Origin of the sequence: Streptomyces sp. 2P-4, assembly GCF_030167965.1 — a bacterium.
Lineage (GTDB): Bacteria > Actinomycetota > Actinomycetes > Streptomycetales > Streptomycetaceae > Streptomyces > Streptomyces globosus_A.
Window position 1 is genome coordinate 2,013,419 of sequence record NZ_CP095011.1, and the last position, 12,824, is coordinate 2,026,242.

A 12,824-nucleotide genomic window follows, 5' to 3' on the forward strand; every position below is an offset into this window, starting at 1 on the left:
GGACAAGGACACGGGCGGACCACTCCCGAACGGAGCATGCTTTCCCCCCTCCCCCGGGCCTAGCCTGCGGACAAAGACACAAGTGCGTCCGAAAACACCCCCAGGAGCCCCCATGACTGCTGTCCCGCAGGAGCGCAAGCTCGTCACCGCGATCCCCGGCCCGAAGTCGCAGGAGCTTCAGGCCCGCCGCCTCGGTGCGGTGGCCCGCGGCGTGGGTTCGGTGCTCCCCGTCTTCACCAAGCGCCTGGACGGCGGCATCCTCGAGGACGTCGACGGCAACCGCCTGATCGACTTCGGCTCCGGCATCGCCGTGACCTCGGTGGGCGGCTCCGCCGAGGCCGTCGTGCGCCGCGCCACCGCGCAGCTCGCGGACTTCACCCACACCTGTTTCATGGTCACCCCGTACGAGGGCTACGTGGAGGTCTGCGAGGCGCTGGCCGAGCTGACCCCGGGCGACCACGCGAAGAAGTCCGCGCTGTTCAACTCCGGCGCCGAGGCCGTCGAGAACGCCGTCAAGATCGCGCGTGCGTACACCAAGCGCCAGGCCGTCGTCGTCTTCGACCACGGCTACCACGGCCGCACCAACCTCACCATGGCGCTGACCGCGAAGAACATGCCGTACAAGCACGGCTTCGGTCCGTTCGCCCCCGAGGTCTACCGCGTGCCGGTCGCCTACGGCTACCGCTGGCCCACCGGTGCCGAGAACTGCGGCCCCGAGGCCGCCGCCCAGGCGATCGACCAGATCACCAAGCAGATCGGCGCCGAGAACGTCGCCGCGATCATCATCGAGCCGGTCCTCGGCGAGGGCGGCTTCATCGAGCCGGCCAAGGGCTTCCTCCCGGCGATCGTGGAGTTCGCCAACGACAACGGCATCGTCTTCGTCGCGGACGAGATCCAGTCCGGCTTCTGCCGCACCGGCCAGTGGTTCGCCTGCGAGGACGAGGGCATCGTCCCGGACCTGATCACCACCGCCAAGGGCATCGCCGGCGGCCTGCCGCTCGCCGCGGTGACCGGCCGCGCCGAGATCATGGACGCCGCGCACGCGGGCGGCCTGGGCGGCACGTACGGCGGCAACCCGGTGGCCTGCGCCGGCGCGCTCGGCTCCATCGAGACGATGAAGGAGCTCGACCTCAACGCCAAGGCGAAGGAGATCGAGTCCCTCATGAAGGCGCGGCTGTCCGCGATGCAGGAGAAGTACGAGATCATCGGCGACATCCGCGGCCGCGGTGCCATGATCGCCATCGAGCTGGTCAAGGACCCCGCGTCCAAGACGCCGAACCCGGAGGCCGCCGCGGCCCTCGCCAAGGCCTGCCACGCCGAGGGCGTCATCGTCCTCACCTGCGGCACGTACGGCAACGTGCTCCGCTTCCTGCCGCCGCTGGTCATCGGCGAGGACCTGCTGAACGAGGGCCTGGACGTCATCGAGGCCGCGTTCGCGACGGTCTGAGCGACGGTCTGAGCAGCCGCCTGGACGACCGCCTGAGCGAGCGTCCGAACACACGCCCGCAGGGGTACCGCCGGTAACGGTCGGGCGCTGTGAAGAAGATGTGGGGGGCCGATGGCAGGACCGCGTTCCTGCTGTCGGCCCCCTCTCCGCTGCCGTACGGTTTCTGCAGATGAGTGAGACACCCCGCTCCCGGGATTCCGGGGGCGACCCCGGTACCGGGCTTCCCCAGCGCCGCACCGGGCCTGCGTTCGCGCACACTCCTCACCGATCGGACAGCCGACCGCCCCACACCCCCCGGGGCGCCCGGCAACCCGGTCCGGGCGGCCGTCCCGGAACCATCCCCCCTGTTCCGGGACGGCCGGCCACCTCCTCCTTCTCCCTCCGCTCCGTCCTCCTCCCCACCGGGGCCCTCCTCGGGCTCGCCCTGGCGACCTGGCAGGTGCTGGCCTCGGGCCCGCTGCTCGGTCCGGACGAGCGGATCAGCGCCGCACTGGTGCGCACCCTCCCCGACGCCGTCACCGAGCGGCTCTCCGACCTGGGCAACGTGCCCGTCGCCGTGCCCGTCCTCGTCCTGGCGGCGGCGTACGCCCTGCGCCGCGGCAACCGCTCCGGCGCCCTGGCCGCCGCGTCGGCCATCGCCCTCGTGCCGGCCCTGGTCGTCCCGCTGAAGGCGTGGACCGCCCGCCCCGGGCCGCTGGAGCCCTGGGCCGCCGGCTACTTCCCCTCCGGCCACACGGCCACCGCCGCCGTCGCCTACGGAGCCGCAGCCCTGCTGCTGCGCCCGTACACCCGCCGGCCGTGGCCGGCGGCCGCGGCGCTGGCGCTGACGGCCGCCACGGCCGCCGGGCTCGTCCTGCGCGGCTTCCACTGGCCGCTGGACGTCCTCGCCTCGCTCCTGCTGTGCGTGCCGCTGCTGTACGCCGTCCGGCTGGCCGTCGTACGCGGGCTCAGGCGGGGCGGCCCGCCGCCAGCTCCCCGGTGGCGCGGGCGGCCGCCGCCTCGTGCAGGGCGAGCTCCAGCACCGCCGGATCGGTGAGCGTCCCGCGGCCGTCCGGCGGCACCAGCCAGTGCCCGGCGGCCCCGGGAGCCCTGCCGGGATGGGGGACGACGACCCAGCTGCCCCGTCCGGCGCCGCGCACGCCGGTGGCCAGCCAGTGCGAGGCCGTCCCCGCGGGCACGAAGAAGCCCAGCCGGGTGCCGCCCGGGCCGGCGAGCACCGGGCCGGGCCGCCCGCGCAGCCGCCGCAGGACGGCGAGGGCGGCCCGGCCGAGCCCGCCGGGCAGGACCAGCACGTCCCAGTGCCGGCCCGCGGGCAGCAGGGCGACCCCGTCGGGGCTGCGCTCCCACTCCCAGCGGCAGGCCTGTGGATCGCCGGCCGCCGAGACGAGCCATTCCACCGCGGCTTTGACATCCGAGCCCTGCATCGCCCGGCCTCCGTTCCCTGTAGGTGGGGGTTCCTCACCCGGAGAGAGCGCGGCGGGCCGCGGCGATGACGCGGGTTCGCCCGCCCCGGGGGAGTGAACCGGGTCACTCCCCCGGGGCGGGCCGCGACCGTCACGCCGTCAGCTGTCGAAGCCGAGGCCGAACCGGTCGAGGGTCTTCAGCCACAGGTTGCGGCGGCCGCCGCGTGCGTCGGCCCGCGCCAGGGACCACTTGGTCAGCGTGATCCCCGTCCAGGCGAACGGCTCGGGCGGGAACGGCATCGGCTTGGACCGCACCATCTCCAGCCCGGTGCGCTCGGTGCGCGCGCCGTCGAGGAGGTCCAGCATCACGTCGGCTCCGAAGCGCGTGGCGCCGACCCCGAGGCCGGTGTAGCCGGCCGCGTAGGCGACCCGGCCGGAGTGCGCGGTGCCGAAGAACGCCGAGAAGCGGGAGCAGGTGTCGATCGCCCCGCCCCAGGCGTGGCTGAAGCCGACGCCCTCCAGCTGCGGGAACGCCGTGAAGAAGTGCTGCGCCAGCTTGAGGTAGGTCTCCGGCCGGTGGTCGTACTCGGAGTCCAGGCGCCCCTTGTACGGGTAGACGGCGTCGTAGCCGCCCCACAGGATCCGGTGGTCCGGGGTGATGCGGAAGTAGTGGAACTGGTTGGCGCTGTCGCCCATGCCCTGGCGGTTCTGCCAGCCGATGGCCTCTCGCTGGTCGGCGGTGAGCGGCTCGGTCATGAGGGCGTAGTCGTAGACGGGGACCGTGAACGGCCGGATCCGCCGGACCAGCGAGGGGAAGATGTTGGTGCCGAGCGCGACCCGCCGGGCGAAGATCCGACCGTACGGGGTGCGGACGGCCATTCCGGCGCCGGAGGAGCCCAGCGACAGGCCGCGGGTGTTCTCGTAGATGCGCACGCCGAGGCCGAGGCAGGCCTGCTTGAGGCCCCAGGCGAGCCGGGCGGGGTTCAGCATGGCGACGCCGTCGGTGTCCCACAGGCCGGCGAGGAAGGTCGGCGAGTCGACCTCGGCGCGCAGGGCGTCGCGGTCGAGCCAGCGCATGCCGTCCGCGAGGCCGAGCTTCTCGGCCTCCTGGTGGAGCTCGCGGAGCTCCTCGACCTGGTGCGGCTCGGTGGCGACGTCGATCTCGCCGGTGCGCTCGAAGTCGCAGTCGATGCCGTAGCGGGCGACGGCCGCCTCGATCTCGTCGAGGTTGCGCGCGCCCAGTTCCTCCAGCTTCGCGAGTTCGCCGGGCCAGCGGGCCAGGCCGTTGGCGAAGCCGTGGGTGAGGGAGGCGGCGCAGAAGCCGCCGTTGCGTCCGGAGGCGGCCCAGCCCGCCTCCTTCGACTCGATGAGGACGACGTCCCGGGCGGGGTCGCGCTCCTTGGCGATCAGCGCCGTCCACAGGCCGCTGTAGCCTCCGCCGACGACGAGCAGGTCGCAGGCCTCGTCGGAGGTCAGGGCCGGCTGGGCGGGGGGCTTGCCGGGGTCGTCCAGCCAGTACGAGACCGGCAGTGCTTCGGAAAGGGATTTCGCAACACTTCGCATGGCGACTGGGGCCATGTCTTCCAACTCCCTACAGAGTTACTTGGGCTGTGCTTTCTTCCGGCGGTTGCCGACGATCTGGGCGGCGAGGACCACGAGCACCGCGATGACGAACATCGCCGTGCCGATGACGTTGATCTGCACGGGCGTACCGCGCTGGGCCGAGCCCCACACGAACATGGGGAAGGTGACGGTGTTGCCCGAGTTGAAGTTGGTGATGATGAAGTCGTCGAAGGACAGGGCGAAGGAGAGCAGTGCGCCTGCCGCGATGCCCGGCGCCGCGATCGGCAGCGTCACCCGCAGGAAGGTCTGCAGGGGGCTCGCGTAGAGGTCGCGGGCGGCCTCCTCCAGCCGGGGGTCCATCGACAGCACGCGCGCCTTGACGGCGGCGACGACGAAGCTGAGGCAGAACATGACGTGGGCGATCAGGATCGTCCGGAAGCCCAGCTCGACGCCCATGTTCAGGAACAGGGCGAGCAGCGAGGCGGCCATGACGATCTCGGGCATGGCCATCGGCATGAAGATCAGCGAGTTGACCGCGCCGCGCGCCCGGAACCGGTAGCGGACCAGGGCGAAGGCGATGGCCGTGCCGAGCGCGGTCGCGCCGAGCGTGGCCCACAGGGCGATCTGGAGGGACAGGGCGAGGGAGCCGCACAGGTCGGCGACCCCGCAGGGGTCCTTCCAGGCGTCGAGGGAGAACTCCTGCCAGGCGTAGTTGAAGCGCCCGGCGGGGTTGTTGAACGAGAAGACGGTGACGACGACGTTCGGCAGGACCAGGTACGCGAGGGTCAGGAGGCCGAGGACGGTGACGAGGTTGCGGCGGAGCCAACGCATCAGACCAGGTCCTCCGTCCCCGCGCGGCGGATGTAGATGGTGACCATGACCAGCACGGCGGCCATGAGGATGAAGGACAGTGCGGCGGCCGTCGGGTAGTCGAGGATCCGCAGGTACTGGGACTGGATGACGTTGCCGATCATCCGGGTGTCCGTCGAGCCGAGCAGCTCGGCGTTGACGTAGTCGCCGCTCGCCGGGATGAAGGTGAGCAGGGTCCCGGAGACCACGCCCGGCATCGACAGCGGGAAGGTGACCTTGCGGAAGGTCGTCGCGGGGTGGGCGTACAGGTCCCCGGCCGCTTCGTGCAGGCGGGGGTCGATGCGCTCCAGCGAGGTGTACAGCGGCAGGATCATGAAGGGCAGGAAGTTGTACGTCAGGCCGCAGACCACCGCGAGCGGGGTGGCGAGCACGCGCTCGCCCTGGGTCAGGCCGAGCCAGCTGGTGACGTCGAGGAAGCCGACGCTGTTGAGGACGGCGACGACGGGCCCGCCGTCGGCCAGGATGGTCTTCCAGGCCAGCGTGCGGATCAGGAAGCTGGTGAAGAACGGCGCGATGACCAGTACCAGCAGGAGGTTGCGCCAGCGGCCCGCCTTGAAGGCGATCAGGTAGGCCAGCGGGTAGCCGAGGAGCAGGCACAGCAGGGTGGCGGTGCCGGCGTACAGCAGGGAGCGCAGGAACTGGGGGTAGTACTCGGCGAGGGCGTCCCAGTAGGTGCGGAAGTGCCAGGTGACCTCGAAGCCCTCTTCGAGGGAGCCGGTCTGCACCGAGGTGGAGGCCTGGTAGGCCATCGGCAGGACGAAGAAGACGAGCAGCCACAGGATGCCGGGCAGCAGCAGCCAGTACGGGACGAGCCGCTTGCGCAGGGACGGCCGGTGGACGGGTGGCTCGGCCGGGGCGGGGGCCTCGGGCGGCGCCGCGGTGGCGGTCATGCGCCCTCCTCGACCGTCTCGACTCCCGCGTCGATGTCCTGCGCGGCGTCCAGCCCGAAGGTGTGCTCCGGGTTCCAGTGCAGGACGACCTCGGCGCCGGGGACCAGGCGGTCGTCGCGCTCGATGTTCTGCACGTACACCTCCAGCTCCGGGCAGACGGGGCTGTCGATGACGAACTGGGTGGACACGCCGATGAAGGAGGAGTCGGCGATCCGCCCGGCGACCTTGTTCCGGCCTGCCGCGACGGCTCCCTCCTCGGCCGCGGGCACCAGGGAGATCTTCTCGGGGCGCACCCCGACCAGGAGCCGGCCGCCGGCCTTCGGGGCGGTCGAGCAGCGGGCCCGGGGAAGCCGGAGCCTGGTGCCCGCCGACGTGACGGCGACCTCGTCGCCGCCGGCCTCCAGGACCTCGGCCTCGATCAGGTTGGATGTGCCGAGGAAGTTCGCGACGAACGTGGTGCGCGGGTTCTCGTACAGCTCGGCGGGGGCGCCCATCTGCTCGACGCGGCCGCCGTTCATCACCGCCACGGTGTCGGCCATGGTCATGGCCTCCTCCTGGTCGTGCGTGACGTGCACGAACGTGATGCCGACCTCGGTCTGGATCCGCTTGAGCTCCAGCTGCATCTGGCGGCGCAGCTTGAGGTCGAGGGCGCCGAGGGGCTCGTCGAGGAGGAGCACCTGGGGGTGGTTGATGAGCGCGCGGGCGACCGCGACGCGCTGCTGCTGGCCGCCGGAGAGCTGGTGCGGCTTGCGCTGGGCGAACTGGCCGAGCTCGACGAGCTCCAGCATGTCCTCGACCTGCTTCCTGACGGACTTGATGCCGCGGCGGCGCAGCCCGAAGGCGACGTTCTCGTGGATGCTCAGGTGCGGGAAGAGGGCGTAGCTCTGGAAGACCGTGTTGACGGGGCGCTTGTACGGGGGCAGCTGCGTGACGTCGCGGTCGCCGAGGTGGACGGTGCCGGTGGAGGGCTCCTCCAGGCCGGCGATCATCCGCAGGGTGGTGGTCTTCCCGCAGCCGGAGGCGCCGAGCAGGGCGAAGAACGAGCCCTGCGGGATGGTCAGGTCGAGGGGGTGCACGGCCGTGAAGGTGCCGTAGTGCTTGCTGATCCCGGCGAGGCGGACATCTCCGCCCGCGGTCTTGTCAGTCATGGGTCGCGGCCTTCGGTGGTGGTGTTCGTCGGAAGAGGGCGGGGGTGCCGGCACGGGGTCCGTCAGGCTCCGATGAGCTTGGCGAACTTCTCCTCGTACGCGGTCTCTTCCTCGCTGGTGAGCATGCGGAAGGCATGGGCCCTGGCGGCCATCTCCTCGTCGGGGATGATCAGGGGGTTGTCCGCGAGCGCGGGATCGATTTTCGCAAGGTCGTCCCTGACCCCCGCGACCGGGCACACGTAGCTGATGAAGGCGGCGAGCTGGGCGGCGATCGGGGGCTCGTAGTAGAAGTCGATCAGCTTCTCGGCGTTGGTCTTGTGCCGGGCGCGGGCCGGCACGAGCAGGTTGTCGCTGGAGGTGATGTAGCCCACGGCAGGAATCGCGTACTGGATGTCCGGGTTGTCCGCCTGGAGCTGGATGACGTCGCCGGCCCAGGCCAGGCAGGCCGCCAGGTCGCCCTTGTCCAGGTCCGCGGTGTAGTCGTTGCCGGTGAAGCGGCGGATCTGCTTGCTGTCCACGCCCTTCTGCAGCCGGGCGATGGCCGCGTCGTAGTCGGCGGTGGTGAAGGACTCCGGGGACTTGCCCTGGTCGAGGAGGGTCATGCCGACCGTGTCGCGCATCTCGCTGAGGAAGCCGACCCGGCCCTTGAGGGTGGGGTCGTCGAGCATCTGGGTGACGGAGTCGACCTTCCTGCCGCCCGTCGCCTTGGTGTTGTAGGCGATGACCGTGTTGATGCCGGTCCACGGGTAGCTGTGCGCGCGGCCCGGGTCCCAGTCGGGGCTGCGGTACTGCGGGATCAGGTTGGCGAAGGCGTGCGGCAGGTGGGAGGGGTCGAGTTTCTGCGCCCAGCCGAGGCGGATGATGCGGGCCGCGAGCCAGTCGGTGACGACGATCAGGTCCCGGCCGGTGTCCTGGCCCGCCGCCAGCTGGGGGCGGATCTTGCCGAAGAACTCGACGTTGTCGTTGATGTCCTCGGTGTAGTTGACCTTGATGCCCGTCCGCCTGGTGAACTCCTCCAGCGTCGGGTGGACCTTCTCGTCGTCGCTGACGTCCATGTACTCGGTCCAGTTGGAGAAGTTGACGACCTTCTCCGCCTCCGAGCGGTCCTCGGACGCCGCGGCGTCCTCGGCGCCGCGCTTCGCGGGCGGGATGCCGCACGCGGACATCGACGCCAGGCCGCCGAGGGTGAGCGCCCCGGCGCCGGAGGCGCGCAGCAGCGAGCGGCGCGTGAGGGCGCCGCGCCCGCTGGTGAGGCTGCGCCGCATCGCGGCGAGCTGTGCCGCGGAGAGCCGGTCGGGCTCGTTGTGCTGCATGGACTGTGCCCTTTCGGGATGGGCGGGCCGCTGGTCGTGCGGGCCCTGCTGCTGCTATCGGTCCCCGAAGATCGTGCGGTGCCAGTCCTTGGCCGCCACCGCCGTGTTGTCATACATGACGTGCTTGACCTGCGTGTACTCCTCGAAGGAGTACGAGCTCATGTCCTTTCCGAAGCCGCTCGCCTTGTAGCCGCCGTGGGGCATCTCGCTGATGATCGGGATGTGGTCGTTGATCCACACGCAGCCCGCCCTGAGCTCGCGGGTCGCGCGGTTGGCACGGTAGACGCCGCGGGTCCAGGCGGAGGCGGCGAGGCCGTAGGGGGTGTCGTTGGCGAGGGCGAGGCCCTCGTCGTCGGTGTCGAAGGGGAGCACGGCGAGGACCGGTCCGAAGATCTCGGCCTGGACGGCCTCGCTGTCCTGCGGCGCGCCGGTGATGAGGGTGGGCCGGTAGTAGGCGCCTCCGGCGAGGGCGCCGCCGGGGGCGGAGCCGCCGGTGACGACGGTGGCGTAGCCGCGGGCCCGCTCGACGAAGGCGGCGACGCGGTCGCGGTGGGCGTGGGAGACGAGGGGGCCCAGGTCGGTGGAGGGGTCGAAGGGGTCGCCGAGGCGGACGCCCTCCATCAGCTCGGCGACGCGGGCGGTGAAGGCCTCGTACAGCGGGCGCTGGACGTACGCGCGGGTGGCGGCGGTGCAGTCCTGGCCGCTGTTGATCAGGGAGGCGGCGACGGCGCCGTGGGCGGCGGCCTCCGGGTCGGCGTCGTCGAAGACGACGAAGGGCGCCTTGCCGCCGAGCTCCAGGTGGAGCCGCTTGACGGAGGCGGTGGCGATCTCGGCGACGCGCCTGCCGACAGCGGTGGAGCCGGTGAAGGAGGTCATGGCGACGCCGGGGTGGCCGACGAGGTGCTCGCCGGCGTCGCGGCCGGCCCCGGTGACGATGTTGACGACGCCGTCCGGGATGCCCGCCTCCGTCGCGGCCCGCGCGAACATCAGGGAGGTGAGGGGGGTGGTCTCGGCGGGCTTGAGGACGACGGTGTTGCCCGCGGCGATGGCCGGGAGGATCTTCCAGGCGGCCATCTGGAGGGGGTAGTTCCAGGGGGCGATGGAGCCGACGACGCCGATGGCCTCGCGGCGTACGTACGAGGTGTGGTCGCCCGAGTACTCGGCGGCGGCCTGGCCCTGGAGGTGGCGGGCGGCCCCGGCGAAGAACGCCGTGTTGTCGAGGGTGCCCGGCACGTCGAACTCGCGGGACAGCCTGATCGGCTTGCCGCACTGGAGGGACTCTGCGCAGGCGAGGTCCTCCGCCTGCCCGGCGAGGACGGACGCCAGCCGGTGCAGGGCCTCGGAGCGCTCCCCGGGGGTGGCGCCGGACCAGGCCGGGAAGGCGCCTTCGGCCGCGGCGACGGCCGCGTCGACGTCGGCGGCGGAGGCGAGGGCGTAGGTCAGCACCTCCTTGCCCGTCGCCGGGTCGACCACGGTGTGGGACCGGCCGGAGCTGCCGTGTGACGGCCTGCCGCCGATGTACTGCGCGCCGTCGGCGAAGCGTTCCTCAACCTGGAAGCGATTACCCATCACGCTCTCACGCTCTCGTGGCTTCAGCTCGATTGGAGTGCCGATCCTGACAGAGGTGTTACCCGCGGCCAAGGGATTCCGTTGTTGCCTTTTGATTACGCGACGGAATCGGTCGACCATGTGTCGAGACACCCCGCAAATCCCGTACGAAGTGTCCGTGGAGACTGCCAGACTCCCGTGCATGGAGAAGATCGACAAGTTGATCGAGCAGGTCAGCCGAGGTGACCGGGTGAAGTTCCTGCCGTTCTGGGGGCACCGGCCCCGGTCGGACGGCTCGCTCGGCCCGAGCTGCCTGAGCCAGTGGTGGCCGTCTCCGTTCACCGTGGACGGCGTCCGCTACGAGACGGCGGAGCACTGGATGATGGCCGGGAAGGCCCGCCTGTTCGGGGACGCGGAGGCCGGGCGCGCCGTGCTGGCCGCGGCGACGCCGGCGGAGGCGAAGAAGGCGGGGCGGCTTGTCCGCGGCTTCGACGAGGCCGTGTGGGAGCGGGAGCGCTTCGGGATCGTCGTGGAGGGCAGCCTGCACAAGTTCCGCTCCACGCCCGAGCTGACCGGCTACCTGCTCTCGACGGGGCGGCGCGTGCTCGTCGAGGCGAGCCCGATGGACCGCGTCTGGGGCATCGGGCTCGCCGCGGACGACGAGCGGGCTCTGGACCCGGCCCGCTGGCGCGGGCTGAACCTGCTCGGGTTCGCCCTGATGGAGGCCCGCGAGCGGCTCCTCGCCGGGGAGTAGCCGGCCCCGGTCAGACCTTCTCGCGCATGCGGGTGTCCGAGTACGGGCTGTCGGTCCCGGAGCCGGACTCGCCCTGCAGGAAGCCGGCGACGGCGAACGCCAGCATGAGCGCGCCGAGGAGGGCGCCCGTGACGCCGAGGATGAGGCCGGCCAGCGCCATGCCGCCGTTGGTGGCCTCCCCGCGGGCCGCCCGGCTGCGGCCGAGCACGCCGAAGACGATCGCCGCGACGCCGAGGCCGACGGCGATGAAGTTCAGGGCGCACCCGACGACCGCGACGATGCCGAGCACGAGCGCGGCGACGCCGAAGCCGTTGCGCGGCTGGGCGCCGTACAGGGGGTGGCCGAGGGGTCCGGCGCCGGGGTACGCCTGGGGGGCGAAGGGCTGCGGGCCGTACGGCTGCTGCGCGTACGCCGGGGGCGCGGGCACGGACGCCGGCCCCGGGTAGGCGTACCCGGGCGCGCCCGGGACGCCGGGCATGCCGGACGCCGGCGGGGCGGGATAGGCGTACGCGGGCGGTACGGGGGCCGGTCCGGGCGCGGGGGACGCGTACGGCCCGGGGAGCGGCGCAGGCGGCGCGGGCGGCACCCCGGCGCCGGGCATCCCGGCGAGCGTGGGCTGGTCGTGGACGGACGGCGGGCCGGGCACCCCGGGGGCGCCCTGCGGCCTCCCCGGATCCGCTGCCGACCCCTCCGGCAGGGCCCACGGGTCCCTCGGGTCAGGGCTCTTGTCGGTCATGCAGCACCCCCCTCTCGTACGGCCATGCTATGCCGTCCCGCCGGGGGATCCCTGCTGCCTACGATGGGGGCCGATCCGTCCGCACCGTCCCCCGGAGGCCCGTCGTGCCCGACCTGACCCCCTTCATCGCAGGGCTGCCCAAGGCGGAGCTGCACGTGCACCACGTCGGCTCGGCCTCCCCCCGCATCGTCGCCGAACTGGCCGCGCGGCACCCCGACTCCAGGGTGCCGACCGACCCGGAGGCGCTCGCCGACTACTTCACCTTCACCGACTTCGCGCACTTCATCGAGGTCTACCTGTCCGTGGTCGACCTGGTCCGCACGCCCGACGACGTCCGCACGCTGACGTTCGAAGTCGCCCGCGACATGGCCCGGCAGAACATCCGCTACGCGGAACTGACCATCACGCCCTACTCCTCCACGCGCCGCGGCATCGAGGAGAAGGCGTTCATGGAGGCGATCGAGGACGCCCGGCGCGCGGCCGAGGCCGAGTTGGGGATCGTGCTGCGCTGGTGCTTCGACATCCCCGGCGAGGCCGGCCTGGAGGCCGCCGCGGAGACCGCCCGCCTCGCCGTCGACCTGCGCCCGGAGGGGCTGGTCTCCTTCGGCCTCGGCGGGCCCGAGATCGGCGTGCCCCGCACGCAGTTCAAGCCGTACTTCGACGCCGCCCGCGCCGCCGGCCTGCACAGCGTCCCGCACGCCGGCGAGACCACCGGCCCGCAGACCATCTGGGACGCCCTGCGCGACCTCGGCGCCGAGCGGATCGGCCACGGCACGAGCGCCGTTCGGGACCCCGCGCTGCTGGCCCACCTGGCGGAGCACCGCATCGCCCTGGAGGTCTGCCCGACCTCGAACATCGCGACCCGCGCCGTGGAGGACCTGGACCGGCACCCGGTCCGGGAGATGGTGCAGGCGGGCGTGCTCGTCACCGTCAACAGCGACGACCCGCCGATGTTCGGCACGGACCTCAACAACGAGTACGCGGTGGCCGCCCGGCTGCTCGGCCTCGACGAGCGCGGCCTCGCCGCACTCGCGAAGAACGCGGTGGAGGCGTCCTTCCTCGACACCGCGGGCAAGGCTCGGATCGCGCAGGAGATCGACACGTACACCGAGGCGTGGCTCGCACGCTGACGGCCGCGGGACAATGGGCGGC

Annotated in this window: 12 protein-coding genes; 4 read left to right on the forward strand and 8 right to left on the reverse strand. The window is 72.2% G+C overall.

The window, feature by feature from the left end; all coding sequences use genetic code 11:
• The first annotated feature begins 112 nt into the window (after positions 1 to 112).
• Both gabT and MUK52_RS08315 read left to right on the forward strand, forming a co-directional pair.
• The gene (gene gabT / locus MUK52_RS08310) at positions 113 to 1,447 is read left to right on the forward strand and encodes a 4-aminobutyrate--2-oxoglutarate transaminase (RefSeq protein ID WP_284575376.1); all 1,335 of its coding nucleotides are present in this window, start codon (positions 113 to 115) and stop codon (positions 1,445 to 1,447) included.
• 169 nt (positions 1,448 to 1,616) lie between these two features.
• Positions 1,617 to 2,483: a phosphatase PAP2 family protein gene (locus tag MUK52_RS08315; protein ID WP_284575378.1), complete on the forward strand. Its 867-nt coding sequence runs from the start codon at positions 1,617 to 1,619 to the stop codon at positions 2,481 to 2,483.
• On the opposite strand, the gene MUK52_RS08320 is transcribed toward MUK52_RS08315, so the two are convergent.
• The 7 genes from MUK52_RS08320 to MUK52_RS08350 all read right to left on the reverse strand — a co-directional run bounded on the left by MUK52_RS08320 (position 2,395) and on the right by MUK52_RS08350 (position 10,203).
• A complete protein-coding gene (locus tag MUK52_RS08320) occupies positions 2,395 to 2,871 on the reverse strand; it encodes a bifunctional DNA primase/polymerase (RefSeq protein WP_284575380.1) in 477 nt (158 codons plus the stop codon). The two genes, MUK52_RS08315 and MUK52_RS08320, sit on opposite strands and share 89 nt — an antisense overlap.
• A gap of 138 nt (positions 2,872 to 3,009) precedes the next feature.
• Complete coding sequence (locus MUK52_RS08325) at positions 3,010 to 4,428, reverse strand: NAD(P)/FAD-dependent oxidoreductase (RefSeq protein ID WP_114054411.1); 1,419 nt, start codon at positions 4,426 to 4,428, stop codon at positions 3,010 to 3,012.
• 21 nt (positions 4,429 to 4,449) lie between these two features.
• Positions 4,450 to 5,244, reverse strand: a complete 795-nt coding sequence (locus tag MUK52_RS08330; RefSeq protein WP_114054410.1) for an ABC transporter permease — start codon at positions 5,242 to 5,244, stop codon at positions 4,450 to 4,452.
• The gene (locus tag MUK52_RS08335; protein ID WP_114054409.1) at positions 5,244 to 6,173 is read right to left on the reverse strand and encodes an ABC transporter permease; all 930 of its coding nucleotides are present in this window, start codon (positions 6,171 to 6,173) and stop codon (positions 5,244 to 5,246) included. Before MUK52_RS08335 ends, MUK52_RS08330 begins: the two co-directional genes overlap by 1 nt.
• On the reverse strand, positions 6,170 to 7,321 hold the full coding sequence (locus tag MUK52_RS08340) for an ABC transporter ATP-binding protein (RefSeq protein WP_114054408.1): 1,152 nt from the start codon (positions 7,319 to 7,321) through the stop codon (positions 6,170 to 6,172). Before MUK52_RS08340 ends, MUK52_RS08335 begins: the two co-directional genes overlap by 4 nt.
• A gap of 62 nt (positions 7,322 to 7,383) precedes the next feature.
• Positions 7,384 to 8,634: a polyamine ABC transporter substrate-binding protein gene (locus tag MUK52_RS08345; protein WP_284575381.1), complete on the reverse strand. Its 1,251-nt coding sequence runs from the start codon at positions 8,632 to 8,634 to the stop codon at positions 7,384 to 7,386.
• 54 nt (positions 8,635 to 8,688) lie between these two features.
• Positions 8,689 to 10,203, reverse strand: coding sequence for a gamma-aminobutyraldehyde dehydrogenase (locus tag MUK52_RS08350; RefSeq protein ID WP_114054406.1), 1,515 nt, complete (start codon positions 10,201 to 10,203; stop codon positions 8,689 to 8,691).
• Positions 10,204 to 10,384: 181 nt separating this feature from the next.
• Here MUK52_RS08350 and ybiA point away from each other — a divergent pair, with 181 nt between their 5' ends.
• Positions 10,385 to 10,936 carry a riboflavin biosynthesis intermediates N-glycosidase gene (gene ybiA, locus MUK52_RS08355; RefSeq protein WP_174250356.1) on the forward strand — a complete coding sequence of 184 codons (552 nt, stop codon included), beginning with the start codon at positions 10,385 to 10,387 and terminating at the stop codon, positions 10,934 to 10,936.
• Between the two features lie 10 nt (positions 10,937 to 10,946).
• Here ybiA and MUK52_RS08360 read toward each other — a convergent pair whose 3' ends face one another.
• Positions 10,947 to 11,672 (reverse strand): DUF4190 domain-containing protein, encoded by a 726-nt coding sequence (locus MUK52_RS08360; RefSeq protein WP_162793128.1) that lies wholly within the window; start codon positions 11,670 to 11,672, stop codon positions 10,947 to 10,949.
• Between the two features lie 104 nt (positions 11,673 to 11,776).
• On the opposite strand from MUK52_RS08360, the gene MUK52_RS08365 reads away from it, so the two are divergent.
• On the forward strand, positions 11,777 to 12,802 hold the full coding sequence (locus MUK52_RS08365) for an adenosine deaminase (protein WP_114054403.1): 1,026 nt from the start codon (positions 11,777 to 11,779) through the stop codon (positions 12,800 to 12,802).
• The last annotated feature ends 22 nt before the right edge of the window (positions 12,803 to 12,824 follow it).

Coding starts and splice junctions, on each gene's coding strand:
- gabT (WP_284575376.1), top strand. CDS start 113: ATGACTGCTGTCCCGCAGGAGCGCAAGCTCGTCACCGCGATCCCCGGC.
- MUK52_RS08315 (WP_284575378.1), top strand. CDS start 1,617: ATGAGTGAGACACCCCGCTCCCGGGATTCCGGGGGCGACCCCGGTACC.
- MUK52_RS08320 (WP_284575380.1), bottom strand. CDS start 2,871: ATGCAGGGCTCGGATGTCAAAGCCGCGGTGGAATGGCTCGTCTCGGCG.
- MUK52_RS08325 (WP_114054411.1), bottom strand. CDS start 4,428: ATGGCCCCAGTCGCCATGCGAAGTGTTGCGAAATCCCTTTCCGAAGCA.
- MUK52_RS08330 (WP_114054410.1), bottom strand. CDS start 5,244: ATGCGTTGGCTCCGCCGCAACCTCGTCACCGTCCTCGGCCTCCTGACC.
- MUK52_RS08335 (WP_114054409.1), bottom strand. CDS start 6,173: ATGACCGCCACCGCGGCGCCGCCCGAGGCCCCCGCCCCGGCCGAGCCA.
- MUK52_RS08340 (WP_114054408.1), bottom strand. CDS start 7,321: ATGACTGACAAGACCGCGGGCGGAGATGTCCGCCTCGCCGGGATCAGC.
- MUK52_RS08345 (WP_284575381.1), bottom strand. CDS start 8,634: ATGCAGCACAACGAGCCCGACCGGCTCTCCGCGGCACAGCTCGCCGCG.
- MUK52_RS08350 (WP_114054406.1), bottom strand. CDS start 10,203: ATGGGTAATCGCTTCCAGGTTGAGGAACGCTTCGCCGACGGCGCGCAG.
- ybiA (WP_174250356.1), top strand. CDS start 10,385: ATGGAGAAGATCGACAAGTTGATCGAGCAGGTCAGCCGAGGTGACCGG.
- MUK52_RS08360 (WP_162793128.1), bottom strand. CDS start 11,672: ATGACCGACAAGAGCCCTGACCCGAGGGACCCGTGGGCCCTGCCGGAG.